At 58.6% G+C, this 18,466-nt stretch carries 14 protein-coding genes and 1 tRNA gene; 7 read left to right on the top strand and 8 right to left on the bottom strand.

What is annotated here, in order from left to right; genetic code table 11:
• Positions 1 to 1,153 precede the first annotated feature (1,153 nt).
• From AC56LY_RS06250 to AC56LY_RS06230, 5 genes are all read left to right on the top strand, one after another.
• Positions 1,154 to 2,116 carry an ATP-binding protein gene (locus AC56LY_RS06250; RefSeq protein WP_499577489.1) on the top strand — a complete coding sequence of 321 codons (963 nt, stop codon included), beginning with the start codon at positions 1,154 to 1,156 and terminating at the stop codon, positions 2,114 to 2,116.
• A gap of 15 nt (positions 2,117 to 2,131) precedes the next feature.
• Positions 2,132 to 3,361 carry a hypothetical protein gene (locus tag AC56LY_RS06245; RefSeq protein ID WP_499577485.1) on the top strand — a complete coding sequence of 410 codons (1,230 nt, stop codon included), beginning with the start codon at positions 2,132 to 2,134 and terminating at the stop codon, positions 3,359 to 3,361.
• Positions 3,354 to 5,171 (top strand): hypothetical protein, encoded by a 1,818-nt coding sequence (locus AC56LY_RS06240; protein ID WP_499577480.1) that lies wholly within the window; start codon positions 3,354 to 3,356, stop codon positions 5,169 to 5,171. The genes AC56LY_RS06245 and AC56LY_RS06240 overlap by 8 nt, the downstream gene beginning before the upstream one ends.
• An 8-nt stretch (positions 5,172 to 5,179) precedes the next feature.
• Positions 5,180 to 5,824: an OmpA/MotB family protein gene (locus AC56LY_RS06235; protein WP_499577477.1), complete on the top strand. Its 645-nt coding sequence runs from the start codon at positions 5,180 to 5,182 to the stop codon at positions 5,822 to 5,824.
• A gap of 437 nt (positions 5,825 to 6,261) precedes the next feature.
• A complete protein-coding gene (locus AC56LY_RS06230; RefSeq protein WP_499577475.1) occupies positions 6,262 to 7,902 on the top strand; it encodes a nuclease-related domain-containing DEAD/DEAH box helicase in 1,641 nt (546 codons plus the stop codon).
• On the opposite strand, the gene AC56LY_RS06225 is transcribed toward AC56LY_RS06230, so the two are convergent.
• Together AC56LY_RS06225 and AC56LY_RS06220 are read right to left on the bottom strand one after the other, a co-directional pair.
• Complete coding sequence (locus tag AC56LY_RS06225) at positions 7,893 to 8,900, bottom strand: helix-turn-helix transcriptional regulator (protein ID WP_499577473.1); 1,008 nt, start codon at positions 8,898 to 8,900, stop codon at positions 7,893 to 7,895. The genes AC56LY_RS06230 and AC56LY_RS06225 overlap by 10 nt on opposite strands.
• Positions 8,900 to 9,307 carry a hypothetical protein gene (locus AC56LY_RS06220; protein ID WP_499577471.1) on the bottom strand — a complete coding sequence of 136 codons (408 nt, stop codon included), beginning with the start codon at positions 9,305 to 9,307 and terminating at the stop codon, positions 8,900 to 8,902. Before AC56LY_RS06220 ends, AC56LY_RS06225 begins: the two co-directional genes overlap by 1 nt.
• A gap of 562 nt (positions 9,308 to 9,869) precedes the next feature.
• Between AC56LY_RS06220 and AC56LY_RS06215 the strand changes: the two genes are divergently transcribed.
• On the top strand, positions 9,870 to 11,156 hold the full coding sequence (locus AC56LY_RS06215) for a DUF445 domain-containing protein (RefSeq protein WP_499577467.1): 1,287 nt from the start codon (positions 9,870 to 9,872) through the stop codon (positions 11,154 to 11,156).
• An 88-nt stretch (positions 11,157 to 11,244) separates the two neighbouring features.
• Positions 11,245 to 11,376 carry a transposase gene (locus AC56LY_RS06210; RefSeq protein WP_499577465.1) on the top strand — a complete coding sequence of 44 codons (132 nt, stop codon included), beginning with the start codon at positions 11,245 to 11,247 and terminating at the stop codon, positions 11,374 to 11,376.
• 866 nt (positions 11,377 to 12,242) lie between these two features.
• On the opposite strand, the gene AC56LY_RS06205 is transcribed toward AC56LY_RS06210, so the two are convergent.
• The 6 genes from AC56LY_RS06205 to cysS form a co-directional block, all read right to left on the bottom strand.
• Positions 12,243 to 12,335: transfer RNA gene (locus tag AC56LY_RS06205), tRNA-Ser, on the bottom strand.
• 97 nt (positions 12,336 to 12,432) lie between these two features.
• Positions 12,433 to 13,680: an aspartate kinase gene (locus AC56LY_RS06200; protein WP_183551359.1), complete on the bottom strand. Its 1,248-nt coding sequence runs from the start codon at positions 13,678 to 13,680 to the stop codon at positions 12,433 to 12,435.
• 157 nt (positions 13,681 to 13,837) lie between these two features.
• Positions 13,838 to 15,262, bottom strand: a complete 1,425-nt coding sequence (tilS, locus tag AC56LY_RS06195) for a tRNA lysidine(34) synthetase TilS (RefSeq protein ID WP_499577462.1) — start codon at positions 15,260 to 15,262, stop codon at positions 13,838 to 13,840.
• Positions 15,263 to 15,288: 26 nt separating this feature from the next.
• Positions 15,289 to 16,266, bottom strand: coding sequence for an acetyl-CoA carboxylase carboxyltransferase subunit alpha (locus AC56LY_RS06190; RefSeq protein ID WP_482898391.1), 978 nt, complete (start codon positions 16,264 to 16,266; stop codon positions 15,289 to 15,291).
• 99 nt (positions 16,267 to 16,365) lie between these two features.
• The gene (locus AC56LY_RS06185; RefSeq protein WP_499577460.1) at positions 16,366 to 17,055 is read right to left on the bottom strand and encodes a DNA-3-methyladenine glycosylase family protein; all 690 of its coding nucleotides are present in this window, start codon (positions 17,053 to 17,055) and stop codon (positions 16,366 to 16,368) included.
• Positions 17,055 to 18,455 carry a cysteine--tRNA ligase gene (gene cysS / locus AC56LY_RS06180; RefSeq protein WP_499577457.1) on the bottom strand — a complete coding sequence of 467 codons (1,401 nt, stop codon included), beginning with the start codon at positions 18,453 to 18,455 and terminating at the stop codon, positions 17,055 to 17,057. The genes AC56LY_RS06185 and cysS overlap by 1 nt, the downstream gene beginning before the upstream one ends.
• Positions 18,456 to 18,466: the final 11 nt, after the last annotated feature.

Below are 18,466 nucleotides of genomic sequence, written 5' to 3'. Positions count from 1 at the left end.
GCGATTGCGGCATCCAGCATTTTAACGGGGGTGCACCGATCCTGCTGCGGAGTGGGCTGAACAAGGAAAAAGCCACCTTGGGGGTGGTCTTTTTCATAGCCTCTGGCGAAGAAGGTGTCATCCAAAGTCCTCTATAGAATTCGCGGGAGACCATGATCTACCCACCAAATAATGATCGTCATGGACATATTTTGGACGCTGAAGTCATGTCTGGTATCCGACACCTAGACTTCAAAGAGCCACAATTTTTACGCTGACCTAGTACATACAACATCGGACAGATTAGATACGCGATCAACTAATTGCGGTAAGCGGGGATTTTATCAAAACATGTGACTAGCACACTGATGGACTGCTCAATGATTAAATCCAAATTGCACTGCTAAAAGAAAATCATCAGGTGGGCTAGTGGCTTAAAGAAGTAGCAGCAAGAGTCTGGGCGAAGAGTTTTTGAGAATTCCGAACTCACATTGTTCGATATGGTAGCCATCCTGTAGATCGTGCAATCCGAACAAGCGGAGAGCGTACAGCCGATAGCAATAAAAAATCCCGACATCTCGTAGAAATTATTGCTTTGCTTATCAGCACAATTCATGATCCCGGCTATCGTGACTTGGCCCGAGGATCATTTGGCCGATCCGTAGTACAAATTTCCGGATAACTCATGTTGCTGCCGCGACAGCGTTGCTCGCCGATCTGCACGCACTGCAGACAATACATGATCACACCGCCTGCATGCGCCAACCCGCCCCCCCGCCGCCGCCGCCCATGCAAAACGGGTGGGGATCAGCATCCATGCATTTCTTGGGTCTGGTGAATATATGAACCCTCCCCCCGTCAACATACTGGGCCTTCGCTTGTGCGCGGGATAGCACGCACAGGCGGGCACTACTTTAGTCTTAACCCCGGCTTTAGCCATCAACGGCACGAATGCAGGGAAGCAGACTCGGGCGAGGTTGAGCAGCCACACGTAAATGGATTCCAAACTTGCTGCGTGCTCGTCGTATCCCCTCCACATACCAACAGTTACTAACCATACAAACTGCAATTTAGTTTCCAAAATGAACTATTTTTGTTATGATCATAGAGATGGGATTTCGTATAAAAAAGGCATGCGACGCAGTTTGTCGTCAGTGTGGTGCATATTGATTACATGCAGCGAAGTGAAACCAGTATTGAAAAAATGTGGCGGGCGTTTTTCGCTAGATTAAAACAACTAAAAAATATGACGAAATTTCTGACAAGTGCACCACGTTTCAAGCTTGACGAAGACCTCGTCCTTTCCGACGTCACAGCCCTTCAGCTGAAGGAATGCCTGGCCAAATTGCGATTTCGCAAAATAATCTACGATGACTGGGATTTTGCATCCGTCGATCCAATGGGGTTGTGCACAGTCATCAACTTTTACGGGCCACCCGGTACCGGAAAGACGATGGCGGCGGAAGCTATAGCGGGACAATTGGGTCTGCAATTTCTTTCGCTGGGGATAGCCGAAATAGAAAGTAAATTCCTTGGCGATACGGCAAAGAACATCCGTGCAGCCTTCGATGCTGCACGCGACGAGCAGGCCTTGCTGTTTTTCGATGAAGCCGACACGCTACTTGGCAAACGCCTTTCATCGGTAACGCAAGGCGTAGACAATGAAGTCAACGCGATGCGTTCAACTTTGCTGATCGAACTGGAACGATTCAACGGAATCATTGTGTTCGCAACCAACTTTGAACGCAACTATGACCAGGCCTTTCGCAGCCGCATCGGTTACCACATCCATTTCGATCTACCCGACTACCCGGCGCGCCGTCGCCTGTGGGAACGCTTGCTAGTGCCGGGCATCCCGCTAAATATGACGCGCGAACAAGTGCTGAACCTTTGCGCCGAACTGAGCGAAGGTTTTTCCGGCCGCGAAATTCGCACTTGCATGCGCTTGGCCTTGCCTAAGGCGCTTCTAGCAGCGGAAGCGATCGGCACGGCACCGGCCTTGGACCAGCTTCACTTGACCGAAGCAATCGCAGAGGTTAAGCGTGCAATGCAACACGTCGCCAGCCCGGCGACGAGCTTCCTTCCAGCAAACGACACAACAGTCGCACGGCGCCTGCTCGGCGTTCACAATTCATAAAGAAAGAAATACATCATGGGATGGTTCGACAGTGTTAGCAGTTTCATAAGCAGTGGCGTTAGTGCAGCGATATCGGCCGTTCGCAACGTGGTGACGTGGTTGGCGAATGAAGGAGAAACTTTTATTGGCACGGTCAAGGAGACCTATGCCAAGGTCAAGCCGTTTTTGCAAAAGACCAAACCCTACCTTCAAGGCCTTGCTATGGCGGCGCCGTTTCCTTGGCTAAAGGCTGCCATCTTCGCGGTCGATACTGCCATCACCAGCTTGTTGGCTCTGGAGAACAGCCCAGTCCTGCGGCAACTGGAACGTGCAGCACGCTGGGTCATTGAGCTGGCTACACGGATCGATAAAAAACTTTCTGCGGCAGAAGAGGAAATTGCGCGCGAACACCAGCAAGGCTTTGCCCAAGCTAAAGCCCACGCCCAGACCGAAGAACAGGTCAAGGTTTTCGACGTTGCGGCCATGCTCAACGATCTGGTTCTTGTGAAGACGCGCATCGACAACCTGCTGGAAAGCGGGGATTTTGCCGGATTCGATCATTACCTGCGTCTACGCGCAACCCACAAGTTGATGCGCTCGGTGGAAGATTCGCTGATCAGCGCAAAGACCATTGATCAAGTAAGTGCCGATGACATCTTCCTCGTTGAGGCTGGCGCGACACTGGTCTCCGACACACCGCAATTGAGCGATGAGGAAGCGTTGCGGCTTGATGGCATTGTCATGTCACGTTACGGCAAAAAGCTCACGCCATTCGTGTTTGAAGAGATGAGCAAAATGTGGCAACTGGCTTTGACCGACGACCAGCGCCAATGGAAGCGCATGGCACAGAAGCTTTCCACTGCGAAAGGAACGTTGAGTCGCCTGAAATTCGAAGCGATCGTGGCCCCGCTGTCCACCAGCGATCAGGTAATGCTTGAGGAACTGAGCGCCATGCTTCCTCAGCAACTGGCTGCCAATGACGACCTGATGAAGCGCAATGCGGAACGTGAACACTATGTCAGCGCCACTGAAGGCTTTTTACAACTACTTGAAAAATCGCCTGAGCAGCTGCGCGCCGAAGATAAAGAATATTTACTGACGCAAGGTCAGGAAGTTGGCTCGTTACTGATCGACTGCGCGCAAAAGGGCCTGCGCTGGGCTGATTTGACAGTAGAGCAGCAAGGCCTGATCGCTGATTTCGCCAACATCTTCCGCGCCGATAGTATCGAGCGGGGCGATGCCCTCGAGGTAGAGTGCAATGGATAATTTACTGCTGCGCTTCTTTCTGCCGACGGTCGATGGCAGTATCCACGCTGTCCTGCAACTGACCTTCGCTGCGATTTTCCTTGGATCGGTTGCCCTGACGATCATACAGGTAGCACGCCAGGCGAAGCCTGAGCAGTGGGCGCGCCGAGCGGCCAATTCCGATGCGGACGAGGACAGCGCCATAGCTCATGCGAACGTCGATGAATTGGCTGCGACAATAGCGACGCCGGCTGAGCGCTGGGCTGATATTCTGCCCAGCCTGCTACTGGTCTTCGGCCTTCTGGGTACGTTCATTGGCTTGGGCCTGGCGCTGACGGAAGCCGCTGGCGTGCTGGGCCCCGGCACCGACGCGCTGAGTGGCCTGACACCGATCATGGATTCACTTGGTTCGAAATTCAAAACCTCGACCTGGGGCATTATCGCGTTCCTGTTCTTGAAGGTCTGGTTCATGCGCAATCCGTATGATGAGCCGCGCTTTGCCTGGGCCGCGCACGAAGTGCGTCGTCAAGCGACGCTGGAGCAGGCGCGCTGCCAGAAAGAACGCGTGGAGGAACGCCAGCAACTGATCGGCGCCATCGAGCGCTCCAGCGCGTCCCGCTATGTTGAAGAACTGGTCACTGCGGCTCACAAGCAACACGAAATGGACGATGCCCGTTCGCAGCGGATAGCGCAGATCGTTGTCGGCCTCGAGGCGTTGCGAAAGCAGCAAAATGAACTCGTGGCCGATGCAAGGGCGACGTCATCGAATACGGCGCGTCTCGTGCAATCTGGCGAAATCCAGCTACAGCATTTGGGCGGGATCGCACAGGATAGCGCGGCGAACCGTGCTGCTATGGACGATTTTGTCGCCAGCGTGCCTAAAAACATGGTCAAGATGGCAAACGCTGCGAACAAGATGTCGGAAGCGGCTGAAGCGGCCGGTACTGCCAGCTCGGAGCTGGGTACGGTCATTGGCAATTTCCGTGAAACGATGACAACGGTACTCAGTGAGGTGAAAACTGAACTGGGCGCGACCATGGAGGGAATGAACAGCACTTTCAGCGCCAATATGGAAACAATGTCCGGTGAACTGACCCGCGCAACCACTGGCATTGAAAACGCCAGTCGCTCTTCGGGGGAAATAATGGCGACGGTGCTTGGTGAAGTCAAGACGGAACTGGGCGACACGATGAAGGCGATGAGCGAGACTTTCAGTGGCAATATGGAAAAAATGTCAGGCGACCTGACTGTTGCAACAACTGGCATCGCAGACGCCATCGGGACGATGGCAAGCGGGATCGAAGGCACGATCACCACCCTTGAAAACGCCAGTCGGCAATCTGTAGAACGCCAAGCTGTAGCTCAAGGAACATTCAAGACATCCGGCGACGCCTTGACGGGATCGATCGAGATGATCACCTCTGTTGTAGAAGCATTGGGAACGAAGATCGAAAACAGTTTGGCATCGGTCTCAAAATCCAATATGCAGCTCGCCACATTCGAAAGCGAGCTTAAAAAGAGTAGCCTGAATGTCAATGCCACCCTGGTCATCGTAGAAAAGCTTGTGGCCGGGATCAACGGCCAGCAGGTAAACACGGATCAAAATGCTCTGCTGCAGCATCGCCAGCTCGACGAATTCATAGCACTCAAGACTCGGATAGTGTCATTAACCGAGTCAATTGAGGAACTGACTAATGTCAGGAAAAGCGATGCCGGCACTGAGGATGGGCAACGTGTCGCCGCGACGCTGGTGCGCATTGAAGCATTGCTGACAAGTCTCGCGCAAAGCCGCAGTCGCGCGCAACGTGCCACCGACGTGCTCGCGGCATGAGAAATGCAATGAAAGAAAAGCCCAGCGAGTGGATCGTGATCGCCGACCTGATGTCCGGCGTGGTCGCCGTGGTGATGCTGATGCTAGTGGTGTCGGTGGTGCAAAAGCAGGTTGCCGAAAAACGCCACAAGGCGCAACTGACGCAAGGCGCGGAGGCGCAGCAGCAGCGCATCGCCGGTGTCCTCAGCCAGATGCAGTTGGCATTTGCACAGGAAGGCGCATCCAGCTACATTGCGATTGATGCAGGTGCCGGCAAGGTCACGCTGAAGGAGCGCGCCTTTCGCAGTGGCAGTGCTTGTATCGAACCGGAAGCAAAAGCGGCATTCGCCAAGGTCGAAGACCGGATCGCTGCTTATTTAGTGCAATTCAAGGGAGGGCAGATTTTTGTGGAAGGCCATACCGACAACGCACCGGTAAAGGCCGCCGTGTTGGACCTGCGTGCTTTCTGCACCGTTTATGACGACAATTTCACGCTGTCGGCAGCGCGCGCCAGGGAGGCACGCAAACTGCTCGTCGGCCACAGCGATCGCGATGCCGCCCGCCGCGTGGTCGTGGCCGGATTTGGGGATTCATATCCGCTGACCGGTCTCGATCCAGGTGACGCACGTAACCGGCGCGTTGAATTACGTTTTGCGAACGGCGAACAGCACTGATCGCTTATCAGATGGCGATTCCAGCTACCCGGCCCAAGTGTCCACCCAATGCCCGCTGCCGTGGTGATATGCACGGTGACGGTTTCCAGATGGGGCTGTGAACCGGCGATAATCTGGGATGCTGGCAGGCCGTCATTTTCACCCGGTCCGGCATGATGCCGGTACGGTAGTGTCAGACCCGGTCAAACGTAAAGCCTGCCGTACGCCGTTATCTGATGCACATCACTCTGCGCCACGCAGCGCTTGTTGTCGTCCAGGTTCGCCGCTGTGCACTTCCGCTTGGCGTTACCTACCTGCACGAGCCTGGCGCTATCCTTGATCGGATGTCAGGCATCTTCTCACTGGATCAGCGCGAGAAATAATGTCGCAGAAATAAATTATTTTGTTAAACGGCAATTCCGACCGATAATCAAAAAAACACTACGACGGGCTTGCACATGGCAATCGTTTCACCAAATATGGTTGCGCCGCTGCGTCTTGACGCCGGACGTTTTCGCGAACTGGACGTACTCGAACGCCTGCGCGAGCATTTGCCTGCGCAGTTCGAAGTCTTCCACAGCATCGGCCTGCACTCGCTGCAAGGCCCCCACGATCGGTATGGCGAAATTGACGTCGCGATATTGGCGCCCAATGGTTCCCTGCTGCTTATGGAAGTCAAGGCCGGGGCAGTTGTGCTGCGAAACGGCGAGATTTTCAAGGTGTACAACGATGCGGAGTGCAACGTCGCCCGCCAGAGCCTGACGCAGCGGGCGGCGCTACAGAATCGGTTGGGCGAAGCCCACCTCAGGACGCCACTGCTCAGTTGCCTGGTGCTGCCCGACTACACGCTCGATGACACGCAGCTCGTCTCCATCCCGCGCGAACGCATCATCGACGCGACGCGCTTTGACATGATGGTCACGCTGGTGCAGGAGTGGCTTAGTAGCGTGCACAGCGACGTCGATCGCAGCGCACTGCGCCGGCTTTTGCTGAACCAGTTCTGCGCAACGCCCAATCTCGACGTGTTGCGCGACCAGTTGCGCGGAACCGTGCGTCACTTGGCTGACGGTCTGGCCACCTGGGTGCCGCGTATCGAGTCGCTCTCCGGCATCTATTGCGTGCAAGCCACCGCTGGCTCGGGAAAAACCCAATTGGCCCTGCAACTGCTGGAAACCGCGGCGTCGAGCCAATTAAAAGCACTGTACGTCTGCTACAACCGCAGTCTGGCTGACTATGTGCGCAAGATTGCACCTACGCGTGTCGAGGTGGTGAACTACCACGACCTCTGCGTGGACCATCACCGGCGCCATCACGGCGAACCGGATTTCGCCGCATCCGGTGCATTCGATGCCATGGTCGATACCTACCAGCTTGCCAGCGCCAGCTTCCCCGCGAAGCTGGACCTGCTGATCATTGACGAGGCCCAGGACTTTGCGCCAGGGTGGGTGGACAGTGTGGGCAATCTGCTCAAACGCGGTGGCAGGCTTTACCTGCTCGAGGACGCGCACCAGCGCCTGTACCAGCAGGACGATTTCAAGCTCGAAGGCGCGGTGGTGATCCGCTGCCAAGACAACTTCCGCAGTCCTGGCGCAATCTGCGATGTCATCAATTCTTTGGCACTGGCGCCATCGATCCGCAGCATGAATCCGTACCGCGGCGACTTGCCGGATATCCTCACGTACGAATCCGACGCCCAACTGGTTGCTGGCGTTGAAGCCGCCGTGAACGCGCTGCTGGCACGTGGGTTTGCATTGAATGATATCGCCGTCGTCACGGGCCGCGGACGGAACAACTCCGCGTTGCTGAACCGCGCGCAGATCGGCGCCTGGTGCACACGCCGCTTCACCGGCGAATTCGACCGATCCGGTGAAGCGTTGTGGAGCGCAGGTGACTTGCTGATTGAATCGGTGTACCGCTACAAGGGGCAAAGTGCACCCGCGGTCATCGTGGCCGAATTTGATTTCAAGGAACTCGACGAGCACGCCCGACGCAAGCTGTTTGTCGCCCTCACCCGCGCGCAGATGGCGGCATCGCTAGTGCTGTCGACAGGCGCCGAGCGGTGCCTGATGGCGGAGGTGCACGCTAACGTTCAGGCGTAAGCAGCAGCCATTTTGGTCGCGATGCTGGCCATTTCTGCACGCAGCTCGGCCGGCTCCTGCACCTCGACGCCGTCACCGAACCCAAGCAGCCACCACACCAGCGATCGCGTGTTCGGCACCGATGCGACAAGCTGCAGGCGCCCGTCCGTCCTGGCACTGAGCATCTGGTCGCTACTCAGTGGAGTTTCAAACAGGTGCTCACCGGCCACCCGCGAGAACGTGGCGCGCAGTGTAATTGGTGCGCCGGCGATCACCCCGAACTGGCCCGACGCGATGTAGGCATCCAGGTTGAAACCGGACTTCTTGCGCGCATCGTCATAGCGCATCTCGGCTTTCTGGACACGGTGCAGCGCGATGGTACGCACGTCATCGTAATCGGCAAACATGCACACTAGATAAATCAGCCCGCAGCGCTCGACGATCCCGAGGGGATGGACCGCCGCATACACTGCTGCCGCAGGCGCATCGCGCTTTTTGTAGTGCAGTGTCAGCTGGCGATCATGAAGCAGGGCCAGGTAGACAGTCTGCTGGCACTCCAGGTCGAGCGACGGCGGCAGCAACGGCTGCGCGGGCGGAATGCTGCGTACCTTGTTGAGCCAGGCTTTTGACAGCGTCGCGCCATTCACGGAAGACAGCGCGCGCGCGGCTGAGTGGAAGTACGGCTGCAGCGCAGCGATGGTATTCGGCGGCAGATGATTACCAAGATGCTGTTCGACCAGGGTCAGCGTCAGCGCCTCGGGCAGCGACAGGCCGGGCAAGTCGAAACTGGCGGCGTCTTTCTGCCAGCTCCAACCGAACGGCTTGTTACGGTCGTCGACAGTGAGCGGAAATACGGTCGCCAATTCGATCAGGTCGCGCTGAATGGTGCGTTCGGTGACCTGAAAATCCATGTCGCGCAGGCGATCGCACAGCTCGCGCACGGCTATCTTCCCGGGGGTCCGCGGTAACAAACGCAGCATGTTCCACTGGCGAAGCAGCGATAGTTGATTGGTCGCCATCAGAGGACGTCCCAGTAGCGTTCCCAGAAGCCGGGGGCGTCGTGTGCCGCGTTGCGCCGGGCAAAGTCGAGCGGCATTACATTGAAGCGCACGCTGGCGTGGCGCATGCTGCCGTCCGCGTGTTCCAGATAATTGCGGAGCGTGCAATACGCCGGCAGGCTGTCATCGAACGGGACGTCGAGGCAGATCTGGCCCAGATAGCGCTGCGGGTTGGTTGGGTTAGCAAACGGGCCGCACGGCTGCCAGACAAATCCATTCTCGTCAAACCAGGCTAGCACGGCATCCCGCATGGTGTCGGTTTCAAATTGGTAACCGCGCCAGTCGTCATGCGGGTGGAATTCGAGCCATAACACGGCACGTTGCTGGCAGCGAGCGATGGCGTCAACGTGGTCAATCGATTCGGGCATGGATGGAGGGACATGGATAAAGCGGAGATAATGGAGGGTTGACCATATTTGTTTTATTTTAACAAATTTCGCTTATTAAATATTGTATTGAAGCACCATTTTTGAGCTTCTCGGAAATCATGCATTTCACCAGCGACAAGGCGTGTCGCGTGCAGTGATTTCCAGTGCTGCGACGCCTCTTGTCGCATTTCCTCATACAGTGCATGGGAAACCCGAACCTGACAAAGGATGCGCGATGCAGACAGAGACCCTTACAGATGCACAATTCAACGTCATTGGCTATATCGAGACCGATTCCAGCGGAAAGCAAACTGCAAAAACCGCACGATACGTGACAGTTGGCTATTACTGCCCTCGCAACAACTGGACTGTTGACCGACACTTTTGCCGCGTGTCGTCGGGGAATACTCTGGCGTGTCTGGTACTGGACAGCTCAGCCGCGTCCGTGAAGTATCCAAAACAAAATTATTGATGAATTCATACAACTTCGAGTATTGTGAAATTGTTACATTCATTTTTGCCGCGGCCGTATCGCACCTGCGGTTTGATCATCAAGGAAGTCATGAACACTGAAGCAAATATTGTCGCGCAGCTCGACGTTGTAGAAGACACGTATCGTCGCAGCCGACTGCGCGTAATGCAGCGCATCGCACTGGGACTACTGCTCGCGGCTGGTGTGCTGTTCGCCGTTGCGCGTTCGCAGCATGGCCAGCATCCGGCGTGGGGATACCTGGAGGCCTTCGCGGAAGCCGCCATGGTTGGCGCCATCGCTGACTGGTTTGCCGTCGTGGCGCTGTTCCGCTACCCGCTTGGAATCCCGATTTGGCATACTGCCATCATCCCGAACAGCAAGGACAGCATCGGCAAGAGCCTCGGCAACTTCGTCGAAAATCATTTCATTACCGAAGACAGTATCGTCGAGCATGTGCGCAAGGCGGACATTGCGATGCGCTTGGGCGAGTGGCTGATTCATCCAGTCAATTCAAAACAGGTCGGCAATGCCGCGGCCGGTTTTGTGCGGCAAGCGCTGCAGCAGTCGGATGGTGATGCCATCCGCGAAATAATCAGCGAATTGGCGACCAACGAGCTGGTCAAGCTCGACCTGCCTGCACTGGCGGGTGGCGGCATGGACGCGCTGGTTGCGGAGGGCATGCCCCAAACAATACTTGACGCGGTGCTCGCGCAAGTCGGTGGCTGGCTAGCCGATGAGGACAATCATGAGACGATCGGTAGCGTCATGATTCGCAGCCTGGGGATCGAAAATGGGATGATCAAATCCGTGGTGCAGGCTTACCTGCCGAAGGTGATCGAGTCGCTGCAAAATCACGTCACCGAGGCAAGACAAGATAGCCACCATCCGCTGCGCGCCAAGGTGGGAGGTTGGATCGCCGAGAGCTCGATGCGTCTGAAAGCCGATCCGGAGTGGAAATTGGCCATCACGCGCTATCAGCAACAACTCGTGCACAGCGAACGGGTCCAAGATGCGCTAAACGGACTGTGGGATACGTTCCGCGAGCGGATGCTTGCTGACCTGCAAGGGAAATCTCCAGCGCTGGTGAACGCAACACAAGGGCTGGTGGAGAAAGCCGGGCGCATGCTGGTGACCGAAGATAGCGCGCGGCAATGGTTGAACGCCGCGATCGAGTCGATCAGCCGTACTCTGGTTCAGCGGTATCAAGGTGAGGTGACGCCGTTCATTGAGCAGCAGCTTGCAAAGTGGACGAAAGAGGAAATGAGTGACCGGATTGAACTGGCCATTGGACGGGATTTACAATTCATTCGAATCAACGGGACGATTGTTGGTGGACTGGTCGGGATCGTGATCCACGCGCTTACCGTCGTGCTCTAAGAATCATTCAGTCGCAGCGCGGCACACGCTGAGGTGATCTGACTTTTTAGGATACTTCCATCTGGTAATTTTCAGAGGGAGTGAGAGTATGAAATTAACGACCTATACACCAAAATTCCAAGCAGAAGTGGTCAACCCGGTCCTCGTCGAAGGCCTTACGCTTGACGAGGCTGCGAAGCGAGTAAGCATTTCCAAAGGGGTTTTGGCGAACTGGGTTTAGCGCAGAAAACAAAGGCAGCCTCCGACGGCGCCGCCAGGCAGTCGCAGCGTATCGGGTCTGGGCGCCAGGGTAACCAAGCTGCGCAAAAAACTGATGGTCGAGCGCATCGAAAAAGAAGTGCTGAAAAAGGCCACCGCATACTTTGCAAGGAAGTCGCTGACCCGAACTCGTTAATGAGATTGGTGCGACTCGATTACCCGCATAGATTGTTGTACCGTGGCGTCGACGTTTTGCGGAATGGATTCGATGTGGCGCTGGAACGTCTACCATGGCAACGCGCGCATGACCAGATCCGTTTCAGCGTCACTCACCAGCATCGTTTTAAACACCGTCGAGGCATGCGTAGCGAGCGTCGTGTCCCACTACGCCGCGTGCTTGGCACTTTTTCCACTGCCGCGATGGAATCAATGTATGCAGCGGCGCACCGTTCACAGGTGTTTAAACGGGCCGCTGAGAGGGTCTGCGACGTCCTGTCGGCGTCGTGCGCTGCGATTGGGCTCAATGCCACGTACGACCAGGCGACGGCACTCCTGAGCCTTTTCGCGCGCCATCCCGAGGCTGACAGAGCGGCGAGGGTCTGGTCTGACATTGCGACACGGGCTCGGCCTGGGCAGATGGCTGCGGACGCCGCGCTTTGCGCGAGCTGGGGCGCTGGGGCGCATGCTTTACTGCGGAAGTGTGAATGGGAAGCGCGCCCATGGCGCGCTGCGCTGTGCGCGTTGCGCACAGCAGATGGACGATTCGGAGAGGGCTGCCCAAATATGGGCAGCCCTTCGAATCCCACGAGGGGGCCATGCAGATGGCCCCCTCGTCTCCGGGAGGTGTTAACGGAAAAAGCTCCCTTGCGGGAGCTTTTTGCTTTTTTCTGGCGGAGACGGTGGGATTCGAACCCACGATACAGGTATAAGCCGTATGCATCCTTAGCAGGGATGTGCCTTCGGCCACTCGGCCACGTCTCCAATCAGTGCCACCGTTTCCGTCGGCGCTGAGTGCAAGCATCTTAAGGGTTGGTGCTCATTTGGTCAAGAAAACACACCCAAAAAATTGCAAACTGGCTTAACTTTGTTCGAGATTAAATGATTTGTGCAGGGCGCGCACGGCCAGTTCCATGTACTTCTCGTCGATCAGCACCGAGATCTTGATCTCCGACGTCGAGATCATCTGGATATTGATGCCCTCTTCCGACAGCGTGCGGAACATGTCCGAGGCCACGCCGACGTGGCTGCGCATGCCCACGCCCACCGCCGAGACCTTCGACACCTTGGCGTCGCCGACGATCTTGGCCGCGCCCAGGATGTCCTTCTGGTCTTCCAGCACTTTCATCGCCTGCACATAGTCGTTGCGCGAGACCGTGAAGGTGAAGTCGGTCTTGCCGTCCACCGACTGGTTCTGGATGATCATGTCGACTTCGATATTGGCTTCGGCGATCGGGCCCAGGATGTGGAAGGCGACGCCCGGCTTGTCCGGCACGCCCAGGACGGTGATCTTTGCTTCATCGCGATTGAAGGCGATGCCGGAGATGACGGCTTGTTCCATATTGCTTTCTTCCTCAAACGAAATCAGGGTGCCGGAGCTGGCTTCTTCGGCCAGGGGCATCAGGGGATCGGTCAGCGACGACAGCACGCGCGTCGGCACCTGGTAGTTGCCTGCGAACTCGACCGAGCGGGTTTGCAGCACTTTCGAGCCCAGCGAAGCCAGCTCGAGCATTTCTTCAAAGGTGATCTTCGACAGGCGGCGCGCCTCGTCGACCACACGCGGGTCGGTCGTGTAGACGCCGTCGACGTCGGTGTAGATCAGGCATTCGTCGGCCTTCAGCGCAGCCGCAATGGCAACCGCCGAGGTGTCCGAACCGCCACGGCCGAGGGTCGAGATATTGCCGTCCTCGTCCATGCCCTGGAAACCCGTGATGATGACGATCTTGCCGTTGGCCAGGTCGCGCAACACGCGAGTGTCGTCGATCGACTGGATGCGCGCCTTCGTGAACGACGAGTCGGTGCGGATGCCCGCCTGCCAGCCGGTGTACGAGACCGCGTCCTTGCCGATGGCCAGCAGCGCCATGGCCAGGAGGCCCACGGACACTTGCTCGCCGGTCGAGGCGATCATGTCCAGTTCGCGTGGATCGGGCTGGTCCATGATCTGCTTGGCCAGACCGATCAGGCGATTGGTTTCGCCCGACATGGCGGACGGTACGACGACGATCTGGTGACCTGCGTCGTGCCACTTGGCCACACGGGCCGCGACATTCTTGATACGGTCCGTCGATCCCATCGACGTCCCGCCATATTTGTGGACAATTAAAGCCATATCAGGAAGGGTTCCAGCTAGGGTAAGGATCAAAAAGGGACCCTTACTCTAGCATGGTGCAGCGCGGCATCACAAGGCTCGTTGGCGGAAAAGCTATACGAAAAGAACATAACCTAATGCTTTTCGCAACGCCACTGGCCGCGCTTGCCTCTCTGCCTCAGGCCGTGTTCGGTTCCCAGTGCAATTCGATCCTGTCCTCGCCGCTTTCCAGCACATGCGCGCAATCCATCCCGATACCGGCAGCGAACAGCAGCTCGCGGCCACGGCTGACAGTGGGCAGGCGCTCGCGCTCCCAGGCCGGCACGCCCAGCGCCTGGAAATGCGCCTTCAACCCGCGCGTGGGCCGGTTGGCCGCTGTCTTGAGACGCTCGCCACCCTTGCGGAAATCGATCATCAACGGCAGCGCGCGCAACCAGGCGGCGTCGAACCCGCGTGCGGCCGGCACGAAATGCAGCACGCCGCCGTAGGCCGGAAACGCCATTGACGCTTCACCCTGCCAGCGAAAGCGCTGCCCTTCCTTGACGAAGATGCCGAGATCGTCGGGGTCGCGCATACCTTCCAGTTCGGGCAGGTGCGGCGTCAGGTACAGCTTGCCGCGATGGCGGCGGATGTGGCAGTCGGGATGCGTGACCTTCAGCTGCGCATCCTCACGCGCCGAAAACAATTGCCAGACCATCTCGGCGAGCCACGCCGTCGACGGCATCGCCAGCCCGCGTACGGCAAACAGGTGACGCAGGCAATTGTCGATACGGTCGGCGCTAAGCGCCCCGAGTATGGCGAGGTCGACTGCGTCGCCATCCAGGCAGGCGGCCAGGTCCTGCGCCGCCAGTTCTTCGAGCATGCGCTGGGCCGACGCCACGTGCGCGGCACCGCGCGCCAGGCGCGCCTGGAAGCCGGGGAAGTTCGCGGCCAGCGCCGGCATCACCTGATGGCGCAGCGCGTTGCGTGCATAGCGCGCATCCTGGTTCGATTCATCCTCGACCCAAAGCAAAGCGTGCGTCGCGGCATAGGCCTCAAGCGCAGCGCGCGATTGCGTCAGCAGCGGGCGCGCCATCACGGTGACATCGTCGCCCAGCAAGCCGGGCGAGCGGTTGGCCGCTTCCATGCCGGACAAGCCGGCCGGCCCCGAGCCGCGCAGCAATTGCAGCAGCACGGTTTCGGCCTGGTCGTCGAGGTGATGCGCGGTCAGCAGCAGCGTCGCGCCATGCTCACGGCACATGGCGCCCAGCGCCGCATAACGTGGGCGGCGTGCGGCCGCTTCCACGCCGGAGCCGTCGACCGGGATCGTCACGCGACGGTGGTCGAACGGCACACCCAGCGCTGCGCAACTGCGTTCGCAATGCGCGAGCCAGGCATCGGCGTTCGGGCTCAGGCCGTGATGGACGTGGAAGGCAAACAAGGGGATCCCCTGCTGCGCGCAAAAGGCGTGGGCCAGGTGCAGCAAGACCATCGAATCGAGGCCGCCACTGCAGGCGATCGCGATCGAGGTGGGCGTGTAGGTGGTGGACAGGCGCGCGAGCGCCTCAATGCATGCTGACGGGACCGATCCGGCTGGATCGGTCCCGCGATTGGTTCTGCTCACTGTTGAGACTCGCTTACTTTTGTTGCTTACTCTTCACGCGGCAGCGTTTCCTTGAACTTGCCATACGCCATCAGCTTGGCATGACGGGCTTCGAGCAGGTCCTTGGTCTTCATGCCCTGGAACTGGCGCAGCGTGTCGGCCAGTGCGCGCTTGAGCAGTTGCGCCATCTGTTTCGGATCGCGGTGCGCGCCGCCCAGTGGTTCGTTGACGATCTTGTCGACCAGGCCCATCGCCTTCAGGCGGTGCGCGGTCAGGCCCAGTGCATCGGCGGCATCGGCCGCGCGCTCGGATGTCTTCCACAGGATCGATGCGCAGCCTTCCGGCGAAATCACCGAGTAGGTCGCGTATTGCAGGATCAGCACGGCGTCGCCCACAGCGATGGCCAGCGCGCCGCCAGAACCGCCTTCACCGATGATGGTGGCGATCAGTGGCACTTTCAGTTCGGCCATCACGTACAGGTTGTGACCGATGGCTTCGGACTGGCCGCGCTCTTCGGCTTCGATGCCCGGGAATGCGCCCGGCGTGTCGACGAACGTAAAGATCGGCAAGCCGAATTTTTCAGCCAGCTTCATCAGGCGCATGGCCTTGCGGTAGCCCTCGGGCTTCGGCATGCCGAAGTTGCGCATCGCGCGCTCTTTGGTGTCGCGGCCCTTCTGATGGCCGATGACCATGCAGGGCTGGCCATTGAAGCGGGCCAGGCCGCCGATGATCGACTGGTCGTCGGCGAAGGTGCGGTCGCCATGCAGTTCATGGAAATCGGTGAAGATCGAATTCACATAGTCCATCGTGTACGGACGCTGCGGGTGACGCGAAATCTTCGACACTTGCCACGGAGTCAGCTTGGCATAGATGTCTTTGGTGAGCTGCTGGCTTTTCTTGTCCAGGCGATCGATCTCCTCGGAGATATCGACAGCGGAATCATCTTGTACGAACCGCAGCTCTTCAATCTTGGAATCGAGCTCGGCGATCGGCTGCTCGAAATCGAGGAAAGTTAATTTAGTCATTGTCACTCCGGGGTAATGTCTTGGCCGTGCTCTGAGGCTGCGCGGCGGATCAGGGCGCTATTCTACCGTAAGCCAGTGGCGTGTCGGGCGGATCGGGGCTCAGGCCGCAGGGGCGACCGGGTCCAGGCTGCGCCACAAATACCAGGTCGCCACCGTGCGCCAGGGTTCCCAGTTGGCCGACACCTCGCGCGCATCGCTGCGCGAAACCGGTTCGCCCGAGAAATAGTTTTGGCTGATGCCCTGGATCAGGCCGGGATCGTCCAGTGGCAGGACGTTCGGCCGCAGCAGATTAAATATCAAAAACATCTCGGCTGTCCAGCGGCTGATGCCGCGAATCCGGATCAGCTCGGCAATGACGGCTTCGTCATCCATTTCGGACCACAGGTCGGCGTGCACCCGCTTGGCCTTGAAATGGTCGGCCAGGTCGAGGATATATTCGGTCTTGCGCTTGGACAGCCCGCAGCCGGACAGCTGGACTGCGCCCAGCTTGATGATCTGGCCCGGGCCCAGGGTCGGGCAGACAGCCAGCAGCTTGCCCCAGGCCAGGTCGGCCGCTTTCGGCGTAACCTGCTGGCCGACGATCGAGCGCGCGAGCGTCGTGAACGGGTCGGGCTGGCCGCGCAGATGCAGGTCGCCGAACTGCGGGATCAGCTTGTTCATGATGCGGTCGCGCTGCATCAGTTCGCGCTTGGCCTCGGCCCAGTAGATCGGCACGGCGAGCGCATCGTGCGCCGGCGACGTGCCTGCCAATGCAGCCACGCTGCCCGACTTGTCCTTGTTCGCTGGCATTATGTACGGCGCCAGGTCGTTCCGTCGGCCTTGTCTTCCAGGACGATGCCCGCCTCCGTCAACCCCTTGCGGATGGCGTCGGCGCCAGCGAAGTCGCGCGCGGCCTTGGCGGCTGCGCGGCGTGCGATCGCGTCCTGGATCGCTGCTTCGTCCAGGCCACCCTCGCCCACATCGGGACTGCCCGCCTGCAGGAACGCCTGTGGTGAGCGTTCGAGCAGGCCGAGCACGGCGGCGAGCGCCTTGAGCTGGCATGCGGCGTCAATCGACCGGGTGCGGTTGACTTCGCCGGCCAGATCGAACAGCGCGGCTACCGCCAGCGGCGTATTGAAATCGTCGTCCATTGCGTCGCGCACGCGGCGGGCGTGGGCTTCGTCCCAGTCGACCGCGACCGGCTCGCTGCCAAGCTCGATGCCGTTCAGCGCCGTGTACAGGCGGGTCAGCGCTGCCTTCGCGTCGTCGATATGCACGTCGGAATAATTGAGCGGGCTGCGGTAGTGGGCGCGCAGGATGAAGAAGCGCACGACTTCGGCGTCGTACTTCTTGAGCACGTCGCGGATCGTGAAGAAATTGCCCAGCGACTTGGACATCTTTTCGTTATCGACACGCACGAACCCGTTGTGGATCCAGTAGTTGACCATCGGCGCGCCGAACGCGCCTTCGGACTGGGCGATCTCGTTTTCGTGGTGCGGAAACTGCAGATCGGCGCCGCCGCCATGGATGTCGAAGTGTTCGCCCAGCGTCGCGCACGACATGGCCGAGCATTCGATATGCCAGCCTGGCCGGCCCTGGCCCCACTGCGAATCCCATTTCGCTTCGGCGGGCTCGGATTCCTTGGCGGCTTTCCACAATACGAAGTCGAGCGGATCGCGCTTGCCGGTGTTGACATCGACGCGCTCGCCGGCGCGCAGGTCGTCGAGCGATTTGCCCGACAGCTTGCCGTAGCCGTCGAAACCGCGCACCGCGTAGTTGACGTCGCCGTCCGCGGTTTGATAGGCCAGGCCTTTTTGCTCGAGCTTGCCGATGATCGACAGCATCTGCGGGACGTACTCGGTAGCGCGTGGCACGACGGTCGGCGGCAGGATGCCCAGCGCAGCCGTGTCTTCATCCATGTACCCGACGAAGCGGCTCGTCAGCGAACCGATCGTTTCGCCATTCTCGACGGCGCGCTTGATGATCTTGTCGTCGATGTCGGTGATGTTGCGCACATACTCGACCTCGTAGCCGGACGCCAGCAACCAGCGGTACACGACGTCGAACGCCATCATCATGCGTGCATGGCCAACGTGGCAGTAATCGTAGACAGTCATGCCGCAGACATACATGCCGACCTTGCCGGCGACCTTCGGGACGAAAACCTGCTTGTCACGCGCCAGCGTGTTGTAAATCTTGAGTTGGCTCATTGAATTTTCGG

The organism is Telluria sp. ZT3P25, from assembly GCF_059685895.1.
The sequence above is the reverse complement of the archived record's forward strand: the minus strand, read 5'-3'. Positions and strand labels throughout refer to the sequence as shown.